We start from the raw sequence: 22,491 nt of genomic DNA, 5'->3' as shown, positions 1-22,491 counted from the left end.
GCGGCGGTGCGGGCTCGCGGCCCGGTGGCTGGCCGGGCCGAATTCCATTTCTGGAATTCAATTCAATAATACCCTGCGGTATGTAGGAGTGATCAATTCTTTGTTCGCCGTAGCGGGTCGATTCCCGGTCGGCGTCTCGGCGAGGGCGGGGCCATCGGTGTCGAGTTTGGGGCTCATTTCGGTGCGGGGTGAAGCGTAAGGGTTAATCCCGAGGTGAAGTTCCCGATTCTGGACACACGGCGACGCTAGACATGGTACTGGACTCATGTCCAGGCATGTTGACCCAGTTGGAAGCTATTTTTTCGCCTCCGTGTCCATGTGGCGGCCGAGGGTTTCTTCCGGATCGGACGTACCGGCCGGTAACAAACGTGTGTTTGGCAAATCCCCAGCAACATTTGGACGTTTGGTCGGCAAAACCGACACATAGGCGTAATCCCGCCGTTATGGTGTGCGGACCTCTGCGGATTTCCCCTCCCCCCATCCGCAACTTCTGCAAAGGAAGCGAGTATGCAAAATTCGATAGTGAGGCGCTGTGTCGTGCCACTCACAGGCACAGCGCTCGTCGCCGGGACGCTCCTGATCGGGAGCCCGGCGAATGCGGTCGTCAACACGACGAACTTCAAGAACGCATGTCAGGCATCGGCCACAATCACCGTGCACAAGGTTGCGGACACCGGGATGACTGTGGACGCTCCTGCCACGGTGGCACCGGGTGAGACATTCACCTACCGGATACAGCCGGTTGGCGCTTCGTACCCCAACTCGGACTCGGGCGCGACCACGACGAACGTGTCGCGGCTGAAGGTCGACTATCAGATTCCGGCGAACGCCACGTTCGTCAGCGCCTCGGTCGTGCCCGGCACGGCCATCAATCTCGATGGTGTGGCCCCCGGCGTCCTGAGGGTCAACGATTCCGGAAACCCTGACGCCGCAGGAAACATCCTGCGACTGTCCGGCAACAATCAGACCATCTCGAATGGGCCGAGCACCAGTACCAACAGCGAAGGTGGCATTCGGGCACCCAAGCTGAAGAAGGACCTCAACGGCAACGGGACCGGCGGTGACAGCTGGTTCCGACTGCCCGCTGTCGACGTGACCATGGTGGCTGGGTCAGCCGGTGTGATCACGCCGACGGTGCGCACAGCAGGCAGCGCCGCGAACTACAACGCCAATGAGAGCTACTACACCTTCCTGCCGCTGGCGAGCTTCTTCGGGAACCAGTGGGCGCCCACGCGGTGCACGCCGCGCGACGACAAGGGCGCAGGGCTCAACGCCGGCGCCGGCCCGCTGGCCACGATCAATGTCGTTGCTGCTCAGGTGTCGACCGCCACTACCCTCGCTGCGCCGGCCGCGGCGGAGACCGGCACCCCGGTCACACTGACTGCCAACGTCGCGCCCAACAACGCGACGGGCTCGGTGCAGTTCCAGGACAACGGCACCGACATCGGCTCCCCGGTGCCGGTTGCGGGCGGGTCGGCCAGCCTGGACCACACGTTCACGTCTGCCGGTTCGCACTCGGTGACGGCGGTGTTCACCGGTACCGGTAGTTTCACCGGTTCGACGTCGGCGGCTTCGACCGTGACCGTGTCCGACCCGACCCCGGTCGATGTCGCGACGACGCTGGGATTGACGGTTCCGCAGAACGCGGAGACCGGCACGGCCGTCGACCTGACCGCCACCGTGACCCCGGCGAATGCCGCGGGCACCGTGCAGTTCAAGGACAACGGCAACAACATCGGTTCCCCGGTGACGGTGGCGTCCGGCGCGGCGACGTTGTCGCACTCGTTCACCGCGGCCGGCGCACACGCGATCACGGCCGACTTCACGGGCGCACCCGGCTTCACGGGTTCGACCGCGGGAGCCCAGAACGTGACCGTCGCCGATCCGGTGGTTCCGGATGTCGAGACCACGACGACGGTGTCGGCTCCGGCCAACGCCGCGACCGGGGCCGAGGTGACGCTCACCGCGAACGTCGCCCCGCAGAATGCTTCCGGCACGGTGCAGTTCACGGCCAACGGCAGCAACATCGGTTCGCCGGTGACGGTGTCCAACGGTGTTGCGACGCTGCCGCACACGTTCGCCACTGCCGGCTCGTACGCGGTCGGCGCAGCATTCACCGGTGACGCCGGATTCGCTGCCTCCACTGCGGCGCAGACGCAAAACGTCACTGTGACGGATCCGGTCACCACGACGACGACTGAGCTCACGGTCCCGCAGGACGCGGAGACCGGCGCAGCGGTGGACCTGACGGCGAACGTCACTCCGCAGAATGCGGTCGGTTCGGTGCAGTTCCGGGACAACGGCACCGACATCGGTCAGCCGGTGACGGTCTCGAACGGTGTTGCGACGCTGTCGCATCAGTTCACCTCGGCCGGTTCGCACAGCATCACGGCCACCTTCACCGGTGGAGCGGGATTCGCGGGCTCGACCGCGGGTGCACAGACCGTGACGGTGACCGATCCGGTGGTGCCGGACACCGAGACCACCACCACCGTGACGGCCCCGGGCACCGCTGAGACGGGCTCCTCGGTGACGTTGTCTGCTGCGGTTGCCCCGGTTCCGACCGGTGGCACGGTGCAGTTCAAGGTCGCCGGCAGTGATGTCGGTACTCTGGTGAATGTCGATGGCACCGGTCACGCGAGCATGCCGTACACGTTCAATGCGGAGGGTTCGTATGCAGTGACCGCGGTGTACTCGGGAACCACCGGGTTCGCGGGTTCGACGGCGTCGGCTCAGAACGTCGCGGTTTCGGATCCGGCTCCGTCGGATGTGGAGACGGCTCTGGGCGTGACGGTTCCGGCCACGGCCGAGACGGGTGCTGCGGTGGATCTGTCTGCTGCGGTCACTCCGGCGAATGCTGCTGGCACGGTGCAGTTCTCGGTGAACGGTGCTCCGGTCGGTGCTCCGGTCACGGTGTCGGGCGGTGCGGCAACGTACACGCACACCTTTGCTGCCGCGGGCTCGTTCAATGTGACTGCAGCGTTCACCGGTGCGGTCGGATTCACGGACTCGGCTGCGTCTGCGCAGACGATCGCGGTTTCGGATCCCACTCCGGTGGAGGCGGACACCACGACGATGCTGAACGTCCCGGGCAACGCCAAGACCGGTGAGTCGGAGGATCTGTACGCAACCGTGTACAACGCCGCGACTGCGGAGGTCGTCCCGAGCGGCGGCACTGTCGAGTTCTTCGACGGCGCAACGTCGATCGGAACAGCTCCGGTGGTTGACGGTGTTGCCACATTGGCGCACACCTTCACCGCGGCGGGCACGCACACCCTCACCGCGACGTTCAGCGGCGCGACCGGGTTTGCCGGTTCCACCGCCGGGGCGAAGCAGGTCGTGGTCACGGTGCCGACAGTGGCCGACGTCGAGACGGCCACCGTAGTGACGGTGCCGGCGAACGCGACGGCCGGAACCTCGGTGCAGTTGTCGGCGCAGGTGACCGGTGCGGGTGACGTTGCGGTGAACGGCACGGTCCAGTTCTTCGACGGGGCCAACCCGATCGGGGACGCGGTGCCGGTGGTCAATGGCACGGCGGTTCTGAACCACACCTTCACCACGTCGGGTGCGCACAGCATCCACGCGGTGTTCAGTGGCGGCCAGGGCATCGCGAACTCGACCTCGGGTTCGCAGACCGTCCAGGTCTCCGGGGGCAACCCGAGCGGAAGCTTGGGCAGTCTGAGCGGACTATTCGGCGGCCTTCTTGGTGGCTTGAAGTTCGGCTCGTAAGTAGTTCCTGATCCAGGCGCGGTCTCGCCTCCATGCGGAGACGGGGCCGCGCCTGAGATCGTCAGATCCGAAAATGATTGTTGGCGAATGGAAATCGCTCTTGGCGGTTGCCGAGAAACGACTCTGCAACGATCAGCAAACGGTGACGCTGCAGTCCAGCTAGCGTCGGCATTCTTTTTACACCGCTGGGTCGGGGAAGCGCATACCTGAGGGAGGATTCAGTGGGTTTGTCATCCTTGCGGCGGCTCGCTACACCGGTCGTAGCGGGTGTAGCGGCGGTCGGACTCTTGGTCGCGGGAAGTGGCCTGGCCTTCGCGGCCGATCCACCTCCGGCCAGCAACCAGGGCTCGTCCGACAACGTCAAGTTCAAGAAGGAAGTGATCGGTAGCAACGTCCTCCATCGAGGCGACACGGTCACATACAAGAGCACCATCTGGGTGGACAGTGGTGTGGAGCGCTACATTCCGAAGTTTCGAGACGTGCCGCCCGCGGGGTTCACGCTGGTGTCGGGCAGCCCCAAGGTGACGTACCTGGGTGCCACGAACAAGGCCACCTTCACCAACGAGTCGGATGGCGGCGTCAGCGCCAAGTGCAGCGGCAGTGGCTGCAACGCCTTCGGCAACGGGTTCATCGTCAAGAGCGGGCAGAACGTCACGTTCGAGACCAGCTACCGGGTACCGGACAGTTTCGCGTTCGGTACGTATGACAGCGGCGTGCTGCTGGACGTGTGGGCGTTCTCCGGAAACCCGAAGGGTGCCAATCCGTTCAACGTGAAGGTCAGGGTCGAGGAGTTCGCCACGACCACCACACTCCAGGCGCCGACGTCCGCGACGACGGGGCAGCCGGTGACGCTGACAGCGACCGTGAACCCGACCAACGCGATCGGCCAGGTGCAGTTCAAGGACGGCGGTGTGAACATCGGTTCGCCGGTGACGCCGGTGAACGGTGTGGCCACGTTTTCTCATCCATTCGACTCGGTCGGCGCGCACAGCGTCACCGCGGAGTTCGTCCCCGGCGCCGGCTTCTTCGGGTCGACTTCGGCCGCGCAGTCCGTCACGGTCACCGACCCTGATGTGGCGACGTCGTTGTCGTTGACGGTTCCGGGTTCGGCCCAGACGGGTGCCGAGGTGGATCTGACGGCGACGTTGTCGCCGTCGGATGCTCAGGGCTCGGTGCAGTTCTCGGTGAACGGCGCTCCGGTGGGTACGGCTATTCCGGTGTCCGGTGGTTCGGCGACGTTGCCGCACACGTTCAACGCGGCTGACACCTACGCGGTGACGGCCGAGTTCACCGGTGCTGCCGGGTTCACGAACTCGACGGCCCCGGGACAGAACGTCACGGTCACCGATCCCGATGTAACTACCTCGCTGGCGCTTGCCGCTCCCGCTTCTGCGGTGACGGGTTCGTCGGTGGATCTCACGGCGACGGTGTCTCCCTCGGATGCTCAGGGCACGGTGCAGTTCTCGGATAATGGTGCCCCGATCGGTTCTCCGGTTGTCGTGGTGAATGGTGTTGCGACGTTGCCGCATACGTTCACCTCTGCGGGCTCGCACAGCATCACTGCCGATTTCACGGCCGGCCCCGGTTTCGTGGATTCGTCGGCGGCGGCCCAGTCGGTGACGGTGACGGATCCTGATGTGACGACGTCGGTGTCGTTGACGGTGCCGGGTACGGCTCAGACCGGTTCCGAGGTGAGCCTGTCGGCGGCGGTGGCTCCGGCTAATGCTCAGGGCACGGTGCAGTTCAAGGTCGACGGTGTCGCGGTGGGTTCGCCTCAGACGGTGTCGGGTGGTGTTGCGACGCTGCCGTATACGTTCGGTGCTGCGGGTTCGTACTCGGTGACCGCTGAGTTCACGGGTGCGGCCGGGTTCACGGATTCGACTGCGTCGGCTCAGAACGTCACGGTTTCGGATCCGGATCAGCAGACGTCGTTGTCGTTGACGGTGCCGGGTTCTGCGGTGACGGGTGCGTCGGTGGATCTGTCGGCGACGGTTACTCCGTCGAATGCTCAAGGAACGGTGCAGTTCTCGGTCAACGGCAGCACGGTTGGTGCTGCGGTGACGGTGTCGGGTGGTTCGGCGACTCTGGCGCACACGTTCAATGCCGCTGACACGTACGCGGTGACGGCGGAGTTCACCGGTGCTGCGGGTTTCGCGGGCTCTACCACTTCGGCCCAGGCGGTGACGGTGACTGATCCGGATCAGGAGACCACGACGACGGTGTCGGTGCCGGCGACCGCTACGACTGGTGAGCAGGTGAGCCTGTCGGCTCAGGTGTCACCGTCGAACGCTCAGGGTTCGGTGCAGTTCAAGGTCGACGGTGTCGCGGTGGGATCGCCGCAGACGGTGTCGGGTGGTGCTGCGGCAGTGCCATACACGTTCAATGCTGCTGATACGTATACGGTTACGGCCGAGTTCGCGGGTGCTACCGGGTTCACGAACTCGACGGCCACGGGTCAGAACATCACGGTGACCGATCCGGCTCCGGTCGACATCCAGACCGTGACGTTGCTGGGTGTTCCGGGTTCGGCGACGACCGGCGTGGAGACCACGCTGTCGGCGACGGTGCAGGCGCAGAGCGGGACAGCTGTCCCGACGGGAATGGTGGAGTTCCGTGACGGCGATTCGCTGATCGGTTCGCCGGTAGCCCTGCTGAACGGCTCGGCGTCACTTCAGCACACGTTCACCGCCCCGGGGACGCGTCAGATGACCGCGGTGTTCCAGCCCGACTCGGGCTTCGCGGGATCCACGTCGACGCAGCGTCCGGTCGAGGTGTCCGCGCCGAACCCCGTGGACGTCCAGACGTCGGCGGTCATGACGTCGACTACATCCGCGACGGCCGGCACGCCGTTCACGTTGAGGGCTCAGGTGATCGGTGCGCAGTCGCTGCCGGGCACCGTGCAGTTCTTCGACGGTGGCGTCGAGATCGGTCAGCCGGTGCCGGTGGTGGGCGGCTTCGCTGAGGTCGCGCACACCTTCACCCTGAGCGGTCCGCATCAGATTCACGCGGTCTACTCGGGCGGCCCGGGCGTGGCGGGTTCGACGTCCCAGGTGCAGGTGCTCGATGTCGCCGAGTCCGGTGACGGCACGGGCAGCTTCGGGTCGTTGGGGACGGGGTCTCTCGGCAGCCTGAGCGGGCTGCGGTTCGGGTCCTGACACCTCTCGACTGACGCAGACTGTGGCCCCCGGACCTGATGGTCCGGGGGCCACAGTCGTTCCACTGGTCGAATCCCTCGTTCGATCCTGATCTGGACGTTTGTCCGGTAGAGTTCGAGCCGCATTTCAGACGCGGAGTCGGGCTGCGGTTGGTTGCAGGGGGTGGCATGGGCCCTGCAACGCGCCCCGGACTCGATCCCCTCAGCGCGATGTCCCAGGTCGTACCTGATCCGTTGAGTTGGCGGCCGTCGAGTCGTCGTCGAGAGGGAAGTGCATGGTTGGCAGGGGACTACGCCGAATAGTCGGCGGTATAAGTGTTTTCGCATTATCCGCGGGCTTCGCGGCGAGCCTCGGCATGGGGGCGGCTGGTGCCGCGCCGGCGTCGGTCGGCTGGAGCGACGGCAACAGCAAGTTCACGCGGACGGTAAGCAACTCCACGCCGTCGGTGGGGGAGACCGTCACGGTGTCGACGAAGTTCGAGCGCACCGGCGGTACGGTGGAGTGGTTGCAGGCGGTGAAGGACCTCCACCCGACCTGTATGACGTATGTCAGTGGAAATACTTCCGGTCCTGAGATCGCCGCGGACTACGTCCGGGTGACGGGGAACTGGCCGGTGTATCCGAACATCAGCCCGAAGTCGCAGACGTTCGAGTTCAACTACTTAGTGGGCGCGAACTGTGCCCGTGCGACTCCGCTGATGACGACGATGCACTACTCGGGCGGACTGGGCGATGGCACCTACACGGACAAGGGTCCGACGATCACCGTCGCGAAGGACGCCACCACCACGACGTTGGCCGCGGTGCCCAATCCGATCGTGACGGGGCAGGCGGTCACTCTGAGTGCGACGCTGACCGGCGTGGCGCAAGGCAGCACGATCGAGTTCTACGACGGTGCAACGAAGCTCGGTGACGGCCAGTCGAACGCGGCGGGTGTCGCGACCTACGCGTGGACTCCGACCACGGCGGGTGCCCGGAGTCTGACGGCGAAGTTCCCGGGCACGGCGATCGCGGCCTCGTCGCAGTCCGCCGCGCAGAACGTGCAGGTGAACGCCCCGGTTGCAACCAGCGCCGCCTTGTCGGTCCCGGGAACTGCCGTGACCGGCACTCCGGTGACCCTGTCCGTGGCGATGACGCCGTCGAACGCGTCGGGCACGGTGCAGTTCAAGGACAATGGTTCGAACATCGGATCCCCGGTGACGGTGTCCGGTGGCCAGGCGTCGCTGCAGCACACCTTCACAGCTACCGGCGCGCACAGCATCACCGCCGACTTCGTGGCCGGTTCCGGTTCCGTGAATTCGTCGGCAGCGGCGCAGACCGTGACGGTCGCGGATCCTGATGTGGCGACGTCGTTGACGGTTGCGGCTCCGGCTTCTGCTGAGACGGGTGCGTCGGTGGATTTGTCGGCGACGGTGTCTCCGTCGAATGCTCAGGGTTCGGTGCAGTTCTCGGTGAATGGGTCTCCGGCGGGTGCGGCGGTTCCTGTGTCGGGTGGTTCGGCAACGCTGCCGCATACGTTCGGTGCTGCTGGTTCGTATTCGGTGACCGCTGAGTTCACGGGTGCTGCCGGGTTCACGGGTTCGACCGCTGCGGCGCAGTCGATCACCGTCACCGATCCTGATGTTGCGACGTCGTTGACGGTTGCGGCTCCGGCTTCTGCTGAGACGGGCGCTTCGGTGGATCTGTCGGCGACGGTGTCTCCGTCGAACGCGCAGGGTTCGGTGCAGTTCAAGGACAATGGTTCGAACATCGGATCGCCGGTGACGGTGTCCGGTGGCACGGCTACCCTTCCGCACACCTTCACGACGGCTGGTTCGCACAGCATCACGGCCGATTTCATTGCCGGTTCCGGTTCCGGTTTCGTGAATTCGTCGGCGTCGGCGCAGTCGGTGACGGTGACCGATCCCGATGTGGAGACGGCGCTGACGGTTGGTGTTCCGGCTTCCGCGGAGACGGGTTCGTCGGTTGATCTGACGGCGACGGTGTCTCCGTCGGATGCGCAGGGCTCGGTGCAGTTCAAGGTTGATGGTGTGAACGTCGGTGCAGCTGTTCCGGTTGCTGGTGGTTCGGCGACCATGCCGTACACGTTCAACGCTGCTGAAACCTACGCGGTGACGGCGGAGTTCACCGGTGCTGCCGGGTTCACGAACTCGACTGCCACCGCACAGTCGGTAACGGTCACGGATCCCGATCAGCAGACGTCGTTGTCGTTGGCGGTTCCGGGTTCGGCTCAGACGGGGTCCGAGGTTGATCTGACGGCGACGGTGTCTCCGTCGGATGCTCAGGGTTCTGTGCAGTTCAAGGACAACGGCACGAATATCGGTTCGCCGGTGTCGGTGTCGGGTGGTTCGGCGACCTTGCCGCACACGTTCACGACGGCTGGTTCGCACAGCATCACGGCCGATTTCATTGCCGGGCCCGGTTTCGTGAATTCGTCGGCGTCGGCCCAGTCGGTGACGGTGACCGATCCCGATGTGACCACGTCTCTGACGGTTGGTGTTCCGGCTTCTGCGGAGACGGGTGCCCAGGTTGATCTGGCGGCGACGGTGACGCCGTCGGATGCTGCAGGCACGGTGCAGTTCTCGGTGGACGGCACTGCTGTCGGTGGCCCGGTGACGGTGTCAGGTGGTACGGCGACGTACGCGTACACGTTCAATGCCGCTGAAACCTATGCGGTGACGGCGGAGTTCACCGGTGCTGCCGGGTTCACGAACTCGACTGCCACGGCGCAGAACATCACGGTCACCGACCCCGATCAGGAGACGTCGTTGTCGTTGGCGGTTCCGGGTTCGGCTCAGACCGGCTCCGAGGTTGATCTGACGGCGACGGTGTCGCCATCGGATGCTGCAGGCACGGTTCAGTTCAAGGACAACGGCACGAACATCGGATCCCCGGTAGCCGTCGTCAACGGTGCTGCCACTCTGCCGCATACCTTCACTACGTCGGGCGCCCACAGCATCACTGCCGATTTCGCGGCGGGCCCCGGTTTCGTGAATTCGTCGGCTGCGGCCCAGTCGGTGACGGTGACGGATCCTGATCAGAAGACGTCGCTGACGGTTGCCGCTCCGGGCTCTGCGGAGACGGGCGCTTCGGTGAACCTGTCGGCGACGGTTAGTCCGTCGAATGCCCAGGGTTCGGTGCAGTTCAAGGTCGACGGCGCACCGGTCGGAACCGCGCAGGCGGTGTCGGGTGGTTCCGCAACGCTGCCGTACACGTTCGGTGCTGCTGGTTCGTTCCAGGTGTCGGCTGAGTTCACCGGCGCTGCCGGATTCACGAACTCGACCGCTGCCCCGCAGGGCATCGCGGTGACGAATCCGGTTGTCCCGGATACACAAACCGTCACGGCGGTGACTCTTCCCGCGACCGGCGAGACCGGTCAGCAGGTGACGCTGTCGGCGGCGGTGTCGCCGGCTCCGACGGGCGGAACCGTGCAGTTCAAGGTGGCCGGTGCCGATGCGGGCGCTCCGGTGACTGTGGATGCGAGCGGCCACGCGGGCATGCCGTACACGTTCAACTCGGCTGGATCGTTCGCGGTTTCGGCGGTGTACTCGGGCGCGCCCGGATTCGAGGGCTCGACGGCCGCGACGCAGAGCATCACGGTTTCCGATCCTGCCCCGATCGATGTCGAGACGGTGACCGTGGTGGGTTCCCCGGAGACGGCCACGACGGGCATCGAGACGGTTCTCTCGGCGACGGTGCAGGCGCAGTCCGGGACGGCGGTGCCGACGGGCACGGTGCAGTTCCGTGACGGCGGCATCGAGATCGGTTCGCCGGTGACGGTGTCGAACGGTGCGGCAACGCTCGATCACACGTTCACCACGGTAGGGACGCATCAGATCACCGCGGTATTCGCTCCGGGTGCCGGGTTCGCGGCTTCGACGTCGACGCCGCATCCGGTCGAGGTGTCCGCGCCGAATCCGACCGACGTGCCGTCGACGGTGGTGATCGCGTCGGGGCAGTCGGCAACGGCGGGTACCGCGTTCACGTTGACTGCCCAGGTGGGCGGTGCTCCGACATTGCCGGGCACGGTCCAGTTCTTCGACGGCGGTGTCGAGATCGGTCAGCCGGTGTCGGTGGTGAACGGTGTCGCCGAACTGGTGCACACCTTCACTCAGAGTGGGCCGCACCAGATCTACGCGGTGTACTCGGGCGGCCCGGGCGTGCAGGGTTCGACGTCGCCGGTGCAGACGCTGGACGTCGCGCAGTCCGGCGGCGGTGACGGTGGTAACGGTTCGTTGGGTTCGCTCGGCAGCCTGAGCGGCCTACTGTTCGGTTCCTGACTCCGTAGCTCCTGAGTGAGTGGCCCCCTGCCCGGTATCGGGCAGGGGGCCATTCGTCCTTCACCGGCGGATAGTTCCTTGTTTCGTGTAGCGAAAGAACAGCATCCGACCAGTTCGTTCGTTCGGTCGTTGTCGTCAAATGGCTAACTGAACGTTTGACTTAGAAAACTGACACACGTTCCAGTGGGAGGGTCTATCCTTCCGGCTCGGGAGCTCTGCAGCCGCGGCGCCCTTCGACTGTTTGTTCAGGGAGTTTGATGAGTTCCTCGTTTCGGAGGCGCTGCGCTGTCGCGTTCGCCGGGTCCGTGGTGCTGTCCGGGCCGTTACTGATCGTCCAACCGGCTTCGGCCGCAACGTCGACGGTCGAGTTCACCACCACATGCCGGGCCACGGCGACGATGAACGTGACCAAGACTCCCGCCGCCTCGGTGACGGTGACGAGTCCCGCGAGCGTCGCGCCGGGTGAGACGTTCACCTTCCGCATGCAGACGAACGCGCAGTCGTTCCCCGACTCCGATTCGGGTGCGTCCACGACGAACCTGTCGCGCCTCAAGAACGATTTCGAGATCCCCACCAACGCGACGTTCGTCAGCGCGTCGATCGTGGGGAACTCCGCGGTCAACATCTCGGGCGTCGCACCGAGCGTCATCCGGGTCAACGACAGCGGAACCGTCGACCCGAACGGCACGATTCTTCGGATCTCCGGCAACAACGAGGTCATCGGAAACGGCGCCTCCAACAGCACCAACAGCGAGGGCGGCATTCTGGCCCCCAAGCTGAAGAAGAACATCAACGGCACGCCCAACGGCAACGGCGACTCCTGGTTCCAGATGCCGGCGATCGATGTCACGATGGTCGCCGGGCAGCCCGGTGTCATCCAGCCGAAGATCCGCACGAGTGGTGACGCGGGCAGCTACAACAACGACAAGAACTTCAGTACCCAGCTTGCAAAGGCGTCGTTCTTGGGCGTGCAGTGGGCGCCGACGCGCTGTAGCCCGCGCAACGGGGAATCCAGCGGCCTCAACGCGGGCGCGGGTCCGCTCGCGACAATCCGGGTCACCGTGCCCGACGCGGCCACCACGACGGCGCTGACCGTGCCCAGCACCGCCGCGACCGGTTCCGCCGTCCAGCTGACTGCCGCGGTCTCGCCCGCGGACGCGTCGGGAACCGTGCAGTTCAAGGACAACGGCAACGCCATCGGCGCGGCGGTACCCGTCGCCAACGGTTCGGCTGCTCTGTCGTACGCGTTCGGCTCGCTCGGTGCGCACAGCATCACCGCCGAGTTCTCGGGCGCATCCGGCTTCGCGTCGTCGACTTCGGAGGCTCGAACCGTGACGGTCACGCCGCCCGTAGCCGCCACCACGACGGCGGTCACGGTGCCGCCGAACGCAACCACCGGCCTCGCCGTCGATCTCGTGGCCGCGGTGACGCCGTCCACCGCGTCGGGCACCGTGCAGTTCACGAACAACGGCAACGCCATCGGCGCGCCGGTCCAGGTGGCCGGTGGGATCGCGACGCTGTCGCACACCTTCACCACGACGGGTGCGCACGGCATCAGCGCCAGCTTCTCGGGCGGCACCGGATTCGCGCCCTCGATGTCGGGCAACCGGACGGTGACGGTGTCCGAGCCGATGCCGGACGCGGTCGCGACCACCACCGTCGTCACGGCACCCTCGACGGCCGAGGTCGGCGCAGAGGTGACGATCTCGGCGACGGTGTCCCCGGCACCTCTCGACGGCACCGTGCAATTCCGTGACGGTGCAACCAATCTCGGTTCTCCGGTGCTCGTCTCGGACGGTGTCGCGACGCTCGCCCACACGTTCGCGCGTGGCGGGTCGCATCCGATCACCGCGGTCTACAGCGGTGGTGTGGGCTCCCTCGGCTCCAGCGCCTCGCCGGTGAACGTGGCCGTGACGGCGTCGAACATCGGTACGGTGACGCTGCTCAACGCTCCCGGTGAGGCCAAGACGGGCGCGCCGATCGAGCTGTGGGCCACGGTCTTCGAGCTGCCCGAGGGCACCGAGGTGTCGAACGGCGGCACGGTGCAGTTCCGTGACGGCGCGACGAATCTCGGTTCTCCGGTGCCGGTCGTGGGCGGAACTGCCAAGCTGGTGCACACATTCGACACCGCCGGCACGCATGCGGTCTCGGCCGTCTACAGCGGCGCGGGAGCCTACGGCACCTCCACCACCGACACTCAGGGCATCAACGTCACTGCGGCAGCCGTGAGCGACCTGGCGACGGCTGTCGAGCTGGGGATTCCGGCGTCCGGCACGGCCGGGAGCCCGGTTACTCTCACCGCGCGCGTGATCGCGCCGCGGACCCCGCACGGCACCGTGCAGTTCTTCGATGGCGACAAGCCCCTCGGTGTGGCCGTGGACCTGGTGGACGGGCGCGCGACGCTCGCGCACACGTTCACCGGGACCGGTGCCCACTCGATCACCGCGAAGTACAGCGGCGCGGAGGGATTCATCGCCGCCACGTCGACTTCCGGAACTCTGGCGGTCACCGAAGCCGGCGGCACCACCGGCGGTGGCACCACCACCGGCAGCATCGCCATCCCGGCCTTCGGCTCGTGAGCGGAAACGAAACGATGCGCGAGCGAATGACGAAAACGACGACGTGGCACGAGGAACGGGAGATGGGCATGTCGAGTAGGACCAAGCGGAGGCTGGTGGCCGCCGCGGGTGTGGCCGCGCTGTCGGCGGGGCTCACCGTCGTTCTCGGCGCGGGTACGGCCGGTGCCGCGTCGGACTCGGTGACCTGGAACGACGGCAGCACCAAGTTCACGCGGACGGTGAGCAACACGACGCCGAACGAGGGCGACGTCATCACCGTTTCGACGAAGTTCGAACGGACGGCGATTCCCGGCGAGTACATCTATGCCGTCAAGGATCTTCATCCGACGTGCCTGACGTATGTCGACGGGTCGGCGAAGGTGAACGGTTCGGTGCGTGGGTTGGAGAGCCAGGGCGCCGACTTCGCACGGGTCCAGGGGTCGTCCGTGGAATGGCCCGTGGGCGCGTTGATCAACGGTAAGCCGCACACGTTCGAGTTCTCGTATCGCGTCGGTGCGGACTGTGCGCGTGGGGTGGCGTTGACGTCGGCGATGCATTACAGCGGATCGCTGGGTTCGGGGGAGTACAACAACAAGGGTCCGTCGATCACAGTCGCGAAGAACACCACCACCACGGCGCTGGCCGCGGTGCCGGGTGCGCAGGTCGGGAAGTCGGTGACCTTGAGTGCAACCGTGACCGGTGGCGCGGAGGGCAACCCGGTCGACTTCTACGACGGCCCGGCGAAGGTCGGTTCGGGTCAGCTGAACGCGTCGGGTGTGGCCACCTTCGCGTGGTCGCCGTCGACGGCCGGAGTGCGGTCGGTGCAGGCCAAGTTCGCCGGCACGCCGTTCGCGAACGGATCCGAGTCGGGCGTGCAGTCGGTGTCCGTCGCCGAGGCCGACGTCCCGACCACCACGACCGCGACGGTGCCACCGAGCGCCCTCACCGGCACCGCCGTGAACCTCACCGCCAAGGTCGAGCCCGGGATCGCCTCCGGCACGGTGCAGTTCAAGGACGGCGACACGAACATCGGTGCACCGGTTCCGGTCACCGCCGGCACAGCTCAGGTGTCTCACACATTCGCCTCGGCGGGCACGCATCCGATCACGGCGGCCTTCACCGGCGTCGGTTTCGTTTCGTCCGCCTCTGAGCCGCAGCTGGTTTCGGTCACCGATCCGGATCTGAAGACCACGACGACGGTCACCGCGCCGTCGGCCGCTCAGACCGGTGCCGCGGCGACGCTGTCGGCGTCGGTCAGCCCGAAGCCGACCGGCGGAACCGTGCAGTTCAAGGACGGCGCCACCGCCATCGGCGGCCCTATCGCCGTCGTCGACGGCGCTGCGACGCTCGACCACGCCTTCACGTCCGTCGGCAGTCACCGCATCACCGCGACGTACTCGGGCGCAGCGGGATTCGAGCCGTCGACGTCGCCGCCGCAGTCCGTCTCGGTGACCGATCCCGTCGTGTCGCCCCGTGGAACGGTGACGTTGCTCAGTGTGCCCGGCGAGGCCAAGTCGGGCGTCGTCACCGATCTCTGGGCGACGGTCCGGACGTCGGCCGGTGTCGCCGTCGACGGTGGCACGGTCCAGTTCCGCGACGGCGGGGCCGATCTGGGCGCCCCGATCGCGGTGACCGACGGTGTGGTGAGGCTGCCACACACGTTCAGTGGCGTTGGTGCACATGCGATCTCCGCAGTGTTCTCCGGAGTTTCATCGCTCGACGGGTCGACGGCCGTCACCCGAATGGTGAACGTGACGGCACCGGCGCCGACCGATGCCGACACCGCGACGGCATTGACAGTTCCGGCCGGCGCGGCCAGTGGCAGCACCGTCCGGTTGTGGGCCTCGGTGGTGTCGTCGGGCCCCGTCGACGGGACCGTCCAGTTCTTCGACGGTGACACGCCGATCGGGGAGGCCGTCGAACTGGTCGACGGCGTCGCCACGCGGGACCACGCGTTCACCACGTCCGGTGCCCACCGGATCACCGCGGTCTACTCCGGTGCGGCAGGCCTGAAGGGTTCGTCGTCGGATGTGCGCGTCGTCGAGATCACCTCGACCGAAACGGCACCCGGCGGCACCACCGGCACGGGCAGCCTCGCGGGTCTGCCGAGCTTCGGGTCGTAAGCATCCGTGAGGAGGGCGGCGGCGAGATCCGCCGTCCTCCTCGGGCGGGTGTAACGAAAACTCGCTGATATTGGACGTTTGTTCTATAAAGATCGAGACGGGCTCCGAGTGCCATTGCGGCACATCGAGCACGGTCGAACGTTGGAGTCGGGCCGGCGGTCGACGAATCATTTGCACATGCGTTCGTATGCGCTGCGTGGAGTCGGTGTCCCCACCGACGCGCGGGGTGGACGCTCTGGAAGGAGTCGGAATGGCCCGATCGGTGATGCGGAGAACCGTGTCGAAGATGCTCGTCGGGGCGATGGCGGTCGCCACGCTCGGAGTCGGACAGGCGGTCCTCGGCGGCGGCGTCGCTGCGGCCGATCCGGTGTCGCAGACGGTGACGACGTCGAACATCAAGGCGACCAAGACAGTCGACAATCCCAACCCGTTCCCGGGCGACACGGTGACGACGACAGTGGTGATCGAGCGGGACGGCGGAGTGGACCGCTACCTCCGGGACTTCACCGACTACCCGCCGGCGGGTTACGAGTTGCAGAAAGTCCAGGCAAACGCGTGGCGGGGTGGCCCGCTCATGGGCGCCTGGAACGCTCCCGCCCAGTTCGACGGGCCTGGATCGCAGAATCCCTCCGGCGCTGTCAAGCTGTGGTGGACAGATCACGGAACGGCGATGGGTCCTGCCGGGAAGATGGCCGTGATCAACAAGGGCGTGACGCTGACGTTCACCTACAAGGTGGCGGCGAACGCGCAACCGGGTCCCCGGAACACCGGCATGGCGTTCAACGTCGAGACGTTCGGTTCCACCCAGGTCTACAACCCTCTCAACCAGCTGAACCTGTCGGTGCAGCAGCCGGTCACGAACACGACCACCGCGGTGACGGTTCCGCCGACGGCCGACAAGGGTGCACCGGTGACCCTGTCGGCGGCTGTGACGCCGTCGAACGCGTCCGGCACGGTGCAGTTCAAGGACGGCAACACGAACATCGGCGCGCCCGTGCCGGTGGCCGGGGGCATCGCAAGCATGTCGCACACGTTCACGACCGACGGATCCCATGCGATCTCTGCGGAGTTCTCGGGCAGCGCCGGATTCTCCAACTCGAGTGCGGCAGGGCGTCTGGTCCAGGTGTCCACGCCGGACCCGAGTGCCAAGGAATCGGCGACGCTCATGACCGCTCCCGATAATGCGACCGCCGGCACCTCGGTGCGTCTCAGCGCGCAGGTCTCGAGCACGGCGCCGCTCACCGGTACGGTCCAGTTCTACGACGGCGGTAACCCGATCGGACCCCGTATCCCTGTCGGCAACGGTGTCGTCGGCATCGATCACATCTTCAGCACGACCGGCCCGCACCAGATCAGCGCGTCCTTCACCGGCGGACCCGGTGTGAGGGGCTCTTCGTCCACCTCGCAGACCGTGCAGGTCGCTGACGCGCCCATCTCGCCCGGCACCGGAAGCCTCGGAAGCCTCGGTGGGGGAAGCTCGACGTTCGGCTCCTGATCCGATGCTCGATTCGAGGCCCCCTGCGCATGCGCAGGGGGCCTCGAATCTTTCGCGGTAACGGTTTCCACACAGATCTGGACGTTTGTTCGATACAGTGGGGCGCGTTTCACTCGACGTTTGTGGTCGAGAAGAACGAGCCAGGTGTGTGGAGTCGGGCCGACACCTGGGCGGAAGAACACGTGGTCCCGGTGATTCAAGGATCCGGAACCACGGTGACCGTGCTCTGAGGGGAGTCGGAGAATGGCCCGATCGACGACGCGATTCACTTCGTCGACCGCGGGAACAGCGGCGGAGTGCCGCGCGGCCCGCGTGTTCGGATCGTCATACCGATACGCCCTCTGACTGGCACAACCATGTCCACCACGCGAGTCGCCCCAGTCGTCCGCAACGTGGGTTCGATGTTCATCGAGGTTCGTTGTCGAGAGGAAATGCATGTCTGACAAGAACACCCGTCGTGTACTCGCCGGCCTGAGTGCCTTCGCAGTCGCCGCCGGATTCGCGGTCACTGCCGGTGTCGGTGCGGCGAGTGCGGCACCGGGATCCATTACGTGGGACGACGGCAGCAGCCGGTTCACGCGGACGGTGAGCAATACGACGCCGAACGAGGGTGACATCGTGACGGTGTCGACGAAGTTCGAGCGGACCGGAATTCCGGTGGAGTGGATCCAGGCGGTGAAGGATCTGCATCCGACCTGTTTCACGTATGTCAGCGGAAACACTTCCGGTCCGGAGGTGGCTGCGGATTATGTGCGGGTGGCGGGGAACTGGCCGGTGTATCCGAACATCAGCCCGCAGTCGCAGACTTTCGAGTTCAACTATCGGGTGGGCGCGGATTGTGCTCGGGAGACCCCGTTGATGACGACGATGCACTACAGCGGCAGCCTGGGTAGCGGCACATATTCGAACAAGGGCCCGACGATCACGGTGAACAAGAACACCACGTCGACGACGCTCGCGCAGGTTTCCGGCGCCCAGGTCGGGTTGGTAACCACTCTGGCCGCGACGGTGACCGGTGGCGTGCAGGGCGACGCCGTCGACTTCTTCGACGGCGGTGCCAAGATCGGCACCGGAACCCTCGACGCGAACGGCACCGCCACCTACGCGTGGACGCCCGGGGCGCGTGGCACGCACAACCTCAAGGCGAAGTTCCTCGGTACCGCGAGGGCCACCGCTTCCGAGTCAGCCGTGCAGGGTATCGAGGTCATCCAGGCGGACCTTCCGTCGAGCACGGCGATCGCCGCCGTCTCGGGCGCCCAGGTCGGCAAGGCGTCGACGCTCAAGGCCACCGTCAACCCGGCCGCCGCCGGCGGAACCGTCAAGTTCACGGACGGCGGACAGCTCCTCGCCGAGGTCGCTGTGAACGGTGCCGGTGAGGCCACCTACGCGTGGACGCCGACGACCGACGGCAGCCACACGATCAAGGCGGAGTTCTCCGGCAGGGACGGAGTCACAGGCTCCAACTCCAGCGCGACCGTGACTGTCGCCGCGAAGCCGGTGAACAACACCGAGTCCGGCACCGTCGTCTCGGCCGGCAACGGTCAGGTCGGTGTGGCGCAGACCATCTCGGCGCAGGTCACCGGGAGTGCCGGCGGCACCGTGACCTTCAAGGACGGCAACACCGTCATCGGCACGGCCACGGTCGACGGCAGCGGCCGCGCATCGGTCACCTGGACCCCGACGACCCAGGGGCAGCGCGTCATCCGGGCCGAGTACTCGGGTGCCGGCACCGTGAATGCCTCGTCCGATGACCTGTCGATCACCGTCGCGCCGGCAGGCACCGGCGGCGATGGTGGCGGCACCGGCAGTGCCGGTTCGCTCGGCACGATGTTCGGTTCGCTCGGCGGATAGTCGCCTCGAGTTTCGATTTCCCTCCGGCCCAGGACCTCGGTCCCGGGCCGGAGGTCCACTTCTCACTCCATGGCGGTCGGCGAAGTCCGTCGTCGAGAGGAAACCTATGTCTGACAGAAGGACTCGCCGACGGATGGCCGTGGCGGTGGGGGCTGCTGCTGCGGTGGCTGCGGGGTTCGTGGTGACGGCGGGTGCCGGTGTGTCCGGTGCGGCGTCGGGTTCGGTGTCGTGGCAGGACGGTAGTAGTAAGTTCACGCGGTCGGTGAGCAATACGACGCCGAACGAGGGTGACATCGTGACGGTGTCGACGAAGTTCGAGCGCACGGGTGGTGTGGTCGAGTGGTTGCAGGCGGTGAAGGATCTGCATCCGACCTGTTTCACGTATGTCAGTGGAAATACTTCCGGTCCGGAGGTGGCTGCGGATTATGTGCGGGTGACGGGGAACTGGCCGGTGTATCCGAACATCAGCCCGCAGTCGCAGACTTTCGAGTTCAGCTATCGGGTGGGCGCGGATTGTGCTCGGGAGACCCCGTTGATGACGACGATGCATTACAGCGGTTCGTTGGGTTCGGGGACGTATGCGGACAAGGGCCCGACGGTCACGGTCGCGAAGAACGCGACGTCGACGTCGTTGGCTGCGGTGTCGGGTGGTGTGCAGGTGGGGCAGTCGGTGACGCTCAGTGCCACGGTGTCCGGTGCGGTGGCTGGTGATTCGGTCGATTTCTATGACGGTGCGACGAAGGTCGGGACCGGTGTGTTGAATGCGTCGGGTGCGGCGACGTTCGCGTGGATGCCGTCGTCGGCGGGTGCGCATTCGTTGCAGGCGAAGTTTGCGGGGACGGCGAAGGCGAAGGCGTCGGAGTCGGCGCCGCAGTCGGTTTCGGTGTCGGTGGCGACGTCGATGACGGTGTCGGCTCCGGCGTCGGCGTTGACGGGTTCTGCGGTGACGCTCACGGCGACGGTGACGCCGTCGAATGCTCAGGGTTCGGTGCAGTTCAGGGATGGGTCGACGAATATCGGTGCGCCGGTGGTGGTGTCGAACGGTACGGCGACGTTGCAGCACACGTTCGACACGGCCGGCAACCACGACATCTCCGCAGCGTTCACGTCCGGCGCCGGGTTCGGGGAATCGACATCGGCGCCGCAGCCGGTGACGGTCACCGCTCCCGACGTCCAGACGAGCACCACGCTGCAGGTTCCGCCCACCGCGGAGACCGGAACCGCCGTCACGTTGACAGCGGACATCGATCCGGCCGACGCGGCGGGCACGGTCCAGTTCACGGACGGCGGCAGCAACATCGGATCTCCGGTCACCGTGTCGGGTGGCAAGGCCGAGCTCAGCCACACCTTCACCTCCGCAGGTAACCACAGCGTTTCTGCGGTCTTCACCGGGAGCACCGGGTTCCTCGGATCGACCGCAACGGCGAAGAACGTGATCGCGACCAACCCGCCCGCGGCGGACGTGGAGACCACCACGGCGCTGACCGTCCAGCCGACCGCGCAGACGGGTGCGGCTGTGGCGCTGTCCGTGGCCGTGACGCCTGCCAACGCGTCGGGCACCGTGCAGTTCAAGGACAACGGCAACAACATCGGAAATCCGGTCGCCGTGAACGGCGGTGCCGCCGGCCTCCAGCACACGTTCACGACTTCGGGATCACACTCGATCACAGCAGTGTTCACCGCGGGCGCCGGCTTCATCGGATCGACGTCGACCGCGCACACGGTGCAGGTCTCGGATCCGGATCCGACCGATCCGGCGACCACCACTGAGGTGACCGTTCCGGGAACTGCAACCGTGGGTCGGACCGCGAGCCTCTCGGCTCGCGTGACCGGTGCCGATCAGCTGAGCGGAACCGTCCAGTTCTACGACGGGACAACTCCTCTCGGCGCGGGTGTGTCGGTGAACAACGGCGTGGCGGTCCTCGAGTACGCCTTCACCACCCCTGGCGCACACGTGATCACCGCGGTGTACTCCGGCGGATCCGGCTCGCAGGCATCGACGTCCGCGCCCCAGACGGTGCAGGTCGCCGCATCCGGTGGCGGCGACGGTGGCGGGACCGGTTCGCTCGGTTCCCTGGGCGGTGGACGATCACCGTTCGGTTCCTGACCTGACAACGCGAGGCTTCGCTCCGAGTGGGCAGGGCCTCGCGTGGTCCGGAAGCGGACCGACCCAGTCGTACAACAAGATCGAAACCTTCTGCGCTCGGTGTCGGGCCGGCGTGGGGGAGTGGTAGTCAAAACGCGATCACATGAGCGGTCGGGATTTCGAGATCCCTCGGGGCCGCACAGTGCTCTGAAGGGAGAACGGAAATGGCCCGATCGAGAAAACGGATGGCCGTGGCGGCGGGGGCTGCCGCCGCGGTGGCTGCGGGGTTTGTGGTGACGGTGGGTGCCGGTGTGTCCGGTGCGGCACCGGGGTCCGTCACGTGGGATGACGGGAGTGAGCGGATCACGCGGACGGTGAGTAATACGACGCCGAACGAGGGTGATCAGGTTACGGTGTCGACGCAGTTCGACCGTACCGGTGGTGTGGTGGAGTACATCCAGGCGATCAAGGACATTCATCCTCCGTGCATGACGTATGTGGCGGGTTCGGCTCGGTTGTCGGGGAGTTCGATCACTCCGGAGGTGCAGTCGGATTACACCCGTGTGACGGGTAGTTGGGCGTTGTACCCGCATATCGAGCCGAATTTGCAGACTTACGATGTGACGTATCGGGTGGGTGCGGATTGTGCGCGTGAGACGCCGTTGATGACGACGGTGCACTACAGCGGTTCGTTGGGTTCGGGGACGTATGCGGACAAGGGTCCGACGGTCACGGTCGCGAAGAACGCGACGTCGACGTCGTTGGCTGCGGTGTCGGGTGTGCAGGTGGGGCAGTCGGTGACGCTCAGTGCCACGGTGTCCGGTGCGGTGGCGGGTGATTCGGTCGATTTCTATGACGGTGCGACGAAGGTCGGGACCGGTGTGTTGAATGCGTCGGGTGCGGCGACGTTCGCGTGGATGCCGTCGTCGGCGGGTGCGCATTCGTTGCAGGCGAAGTTTGCGGGGACGGCGAAGGCGAAGGCGTCGGAGTCGGCGCCGCAGTCGGTTTCGGTGTCGGTGGCGACGTCGATGACGGTTTCGGCTCCGGCGTCGGCGTTGACGGGTTCTGCGGTGACGCTCACGGCGACGGTGACGCCGTCGAATGCTCAGGGTTCGGTGCAGTTCAGGGATGGGTCGACGAATATCGGTGCGCCGGTGGTGGTGTCGAACGGTACGGCGACGTTGCAGCACACGTTCGACACGGCCGGCAACCACA

Annotated in this window: 9 protein-coding genes; all 9 read left to right on the top strand. The window is 66.2% G+C overall.

Features of this window, described 5'->3' with window-relative positions; genetic code table 11:
* Positions 1–537: 537 nt before the first annotated feature.
* Entirely contained in the window at positions 538–3,729 is a 3,192-nt protein-coding gene (locus DEU38_RS25310; RefSeq protein WP_258558157.1) for an Ig-like domain-containing protein, read from the top strand.
* Between the two features lie 221 nt (positions 3,730–3,950).
* The gene (locus tag DEU38_RS25305) at positions 3,951–6,884 is read left to right on the top strand and encodes an Ig-like domain-containing protein (protein ID WP_258558156.1); all 2,934 of its coding nucleotides are present in this window, start codon (positions 3,951–3,953) and stop codon (positions 6,882–6,884) included.
* Positions 6,885–7,239: 355 nt separating this feature from the next.
* Positions 7,240–11,163, top strand: a complete 3,924-nt coding sequence (locus DEU38_RS25300) for an Ig-like domain-containing protein (protein WP_181818941.1) — start codon at positions 7,240–7,242, stop codon at positions 11,161–11,163.
* A 257-nt stretch (positions 11,164–11,420) separates the two neighbouring features.
* Positions 11,421–13,742, top strand: coding sequence for an Ig-like domain-containing protein (locus DEU38_RS25295; RefSeq protein ID WP_114724136.1), 2,322 nt, complete (start codon positions 11,421–11,423; stop codon positions 13,740–13,742).
* Between the two features lie 26 nt (positions 13,743–13,768).
* Entirely contained in the window at positions 13,769–15,844 is a 2,076-nt protein-coding gene (locus DEU38_RS25290; RefSeq protein ID WP_114724135.1) for an Ig-like domain-containing protein, read from the top strand.
* Positions 15,845–16,094: 250 nt separating this feature from the next.
* The gene (locus tag DEU38_RS25285; RefSeq protein WP_114724134.1) at positions 16,095–17,339 is read left to right on the top strand and encodes an Ig-like domain repeat protein; all 1,245 of its coding nucleotides are present in this window, start codon (positions 16,095–16,097) and stop codon (positions 17,337–17,339) included.
* Positions 17,340–17,774: 435 nt separating this feature from the next.
* Positions 17,775–19,190 carry an Ig-like domain-containing protein gene (locus DEU38_RS25280; protein ID WP_114724133.1) on the top strand — a complete coding sequence of 472 codons (1,416 nt, stop codon included), beginning with the start codon at positions 17,775–17,777 and terminating at the stop codon, positions 19,188–19,190.
* 106 nt (positions 19,191–19,296) lie between these two features.
* Positions 19,297–21,297: an Ig-like domain-containing protein gene (locus DEU38_RS25275; RefSeq protein ID WP_258558155.1), complete on the top strand. Its 2,001-nt coding sequence runs from the start codon at positions 19,297–19,299 to the stop codon at positions 21,295–21,297.
* 203 nt (positions 21,298–21,500) lie between these two features.
* Positions 21,501–22,491: Ig-like domain-containing protein (locus DEU38_RS28735; RefSeq protein ID WP_258558154.1), on the top strand; the 991-nt coding region annotated here is incomplete at its 3' end.

The organism is Rhodococcus sp. AG1013 (assembly GCF_003350365.1).
In the GTDB taxonomy this organism is placed as follows: domain Bacteria; phylum Actinomycetota; class Actinomycetes; order Mycobacteriales; family Mycobacteriaceae; genus Prescottella.
The sequence above is the reverse complement of the archived record's forward strand: the minus strand, read 5'-3'. Positions and strand labels throughout refer to the sequence as shown.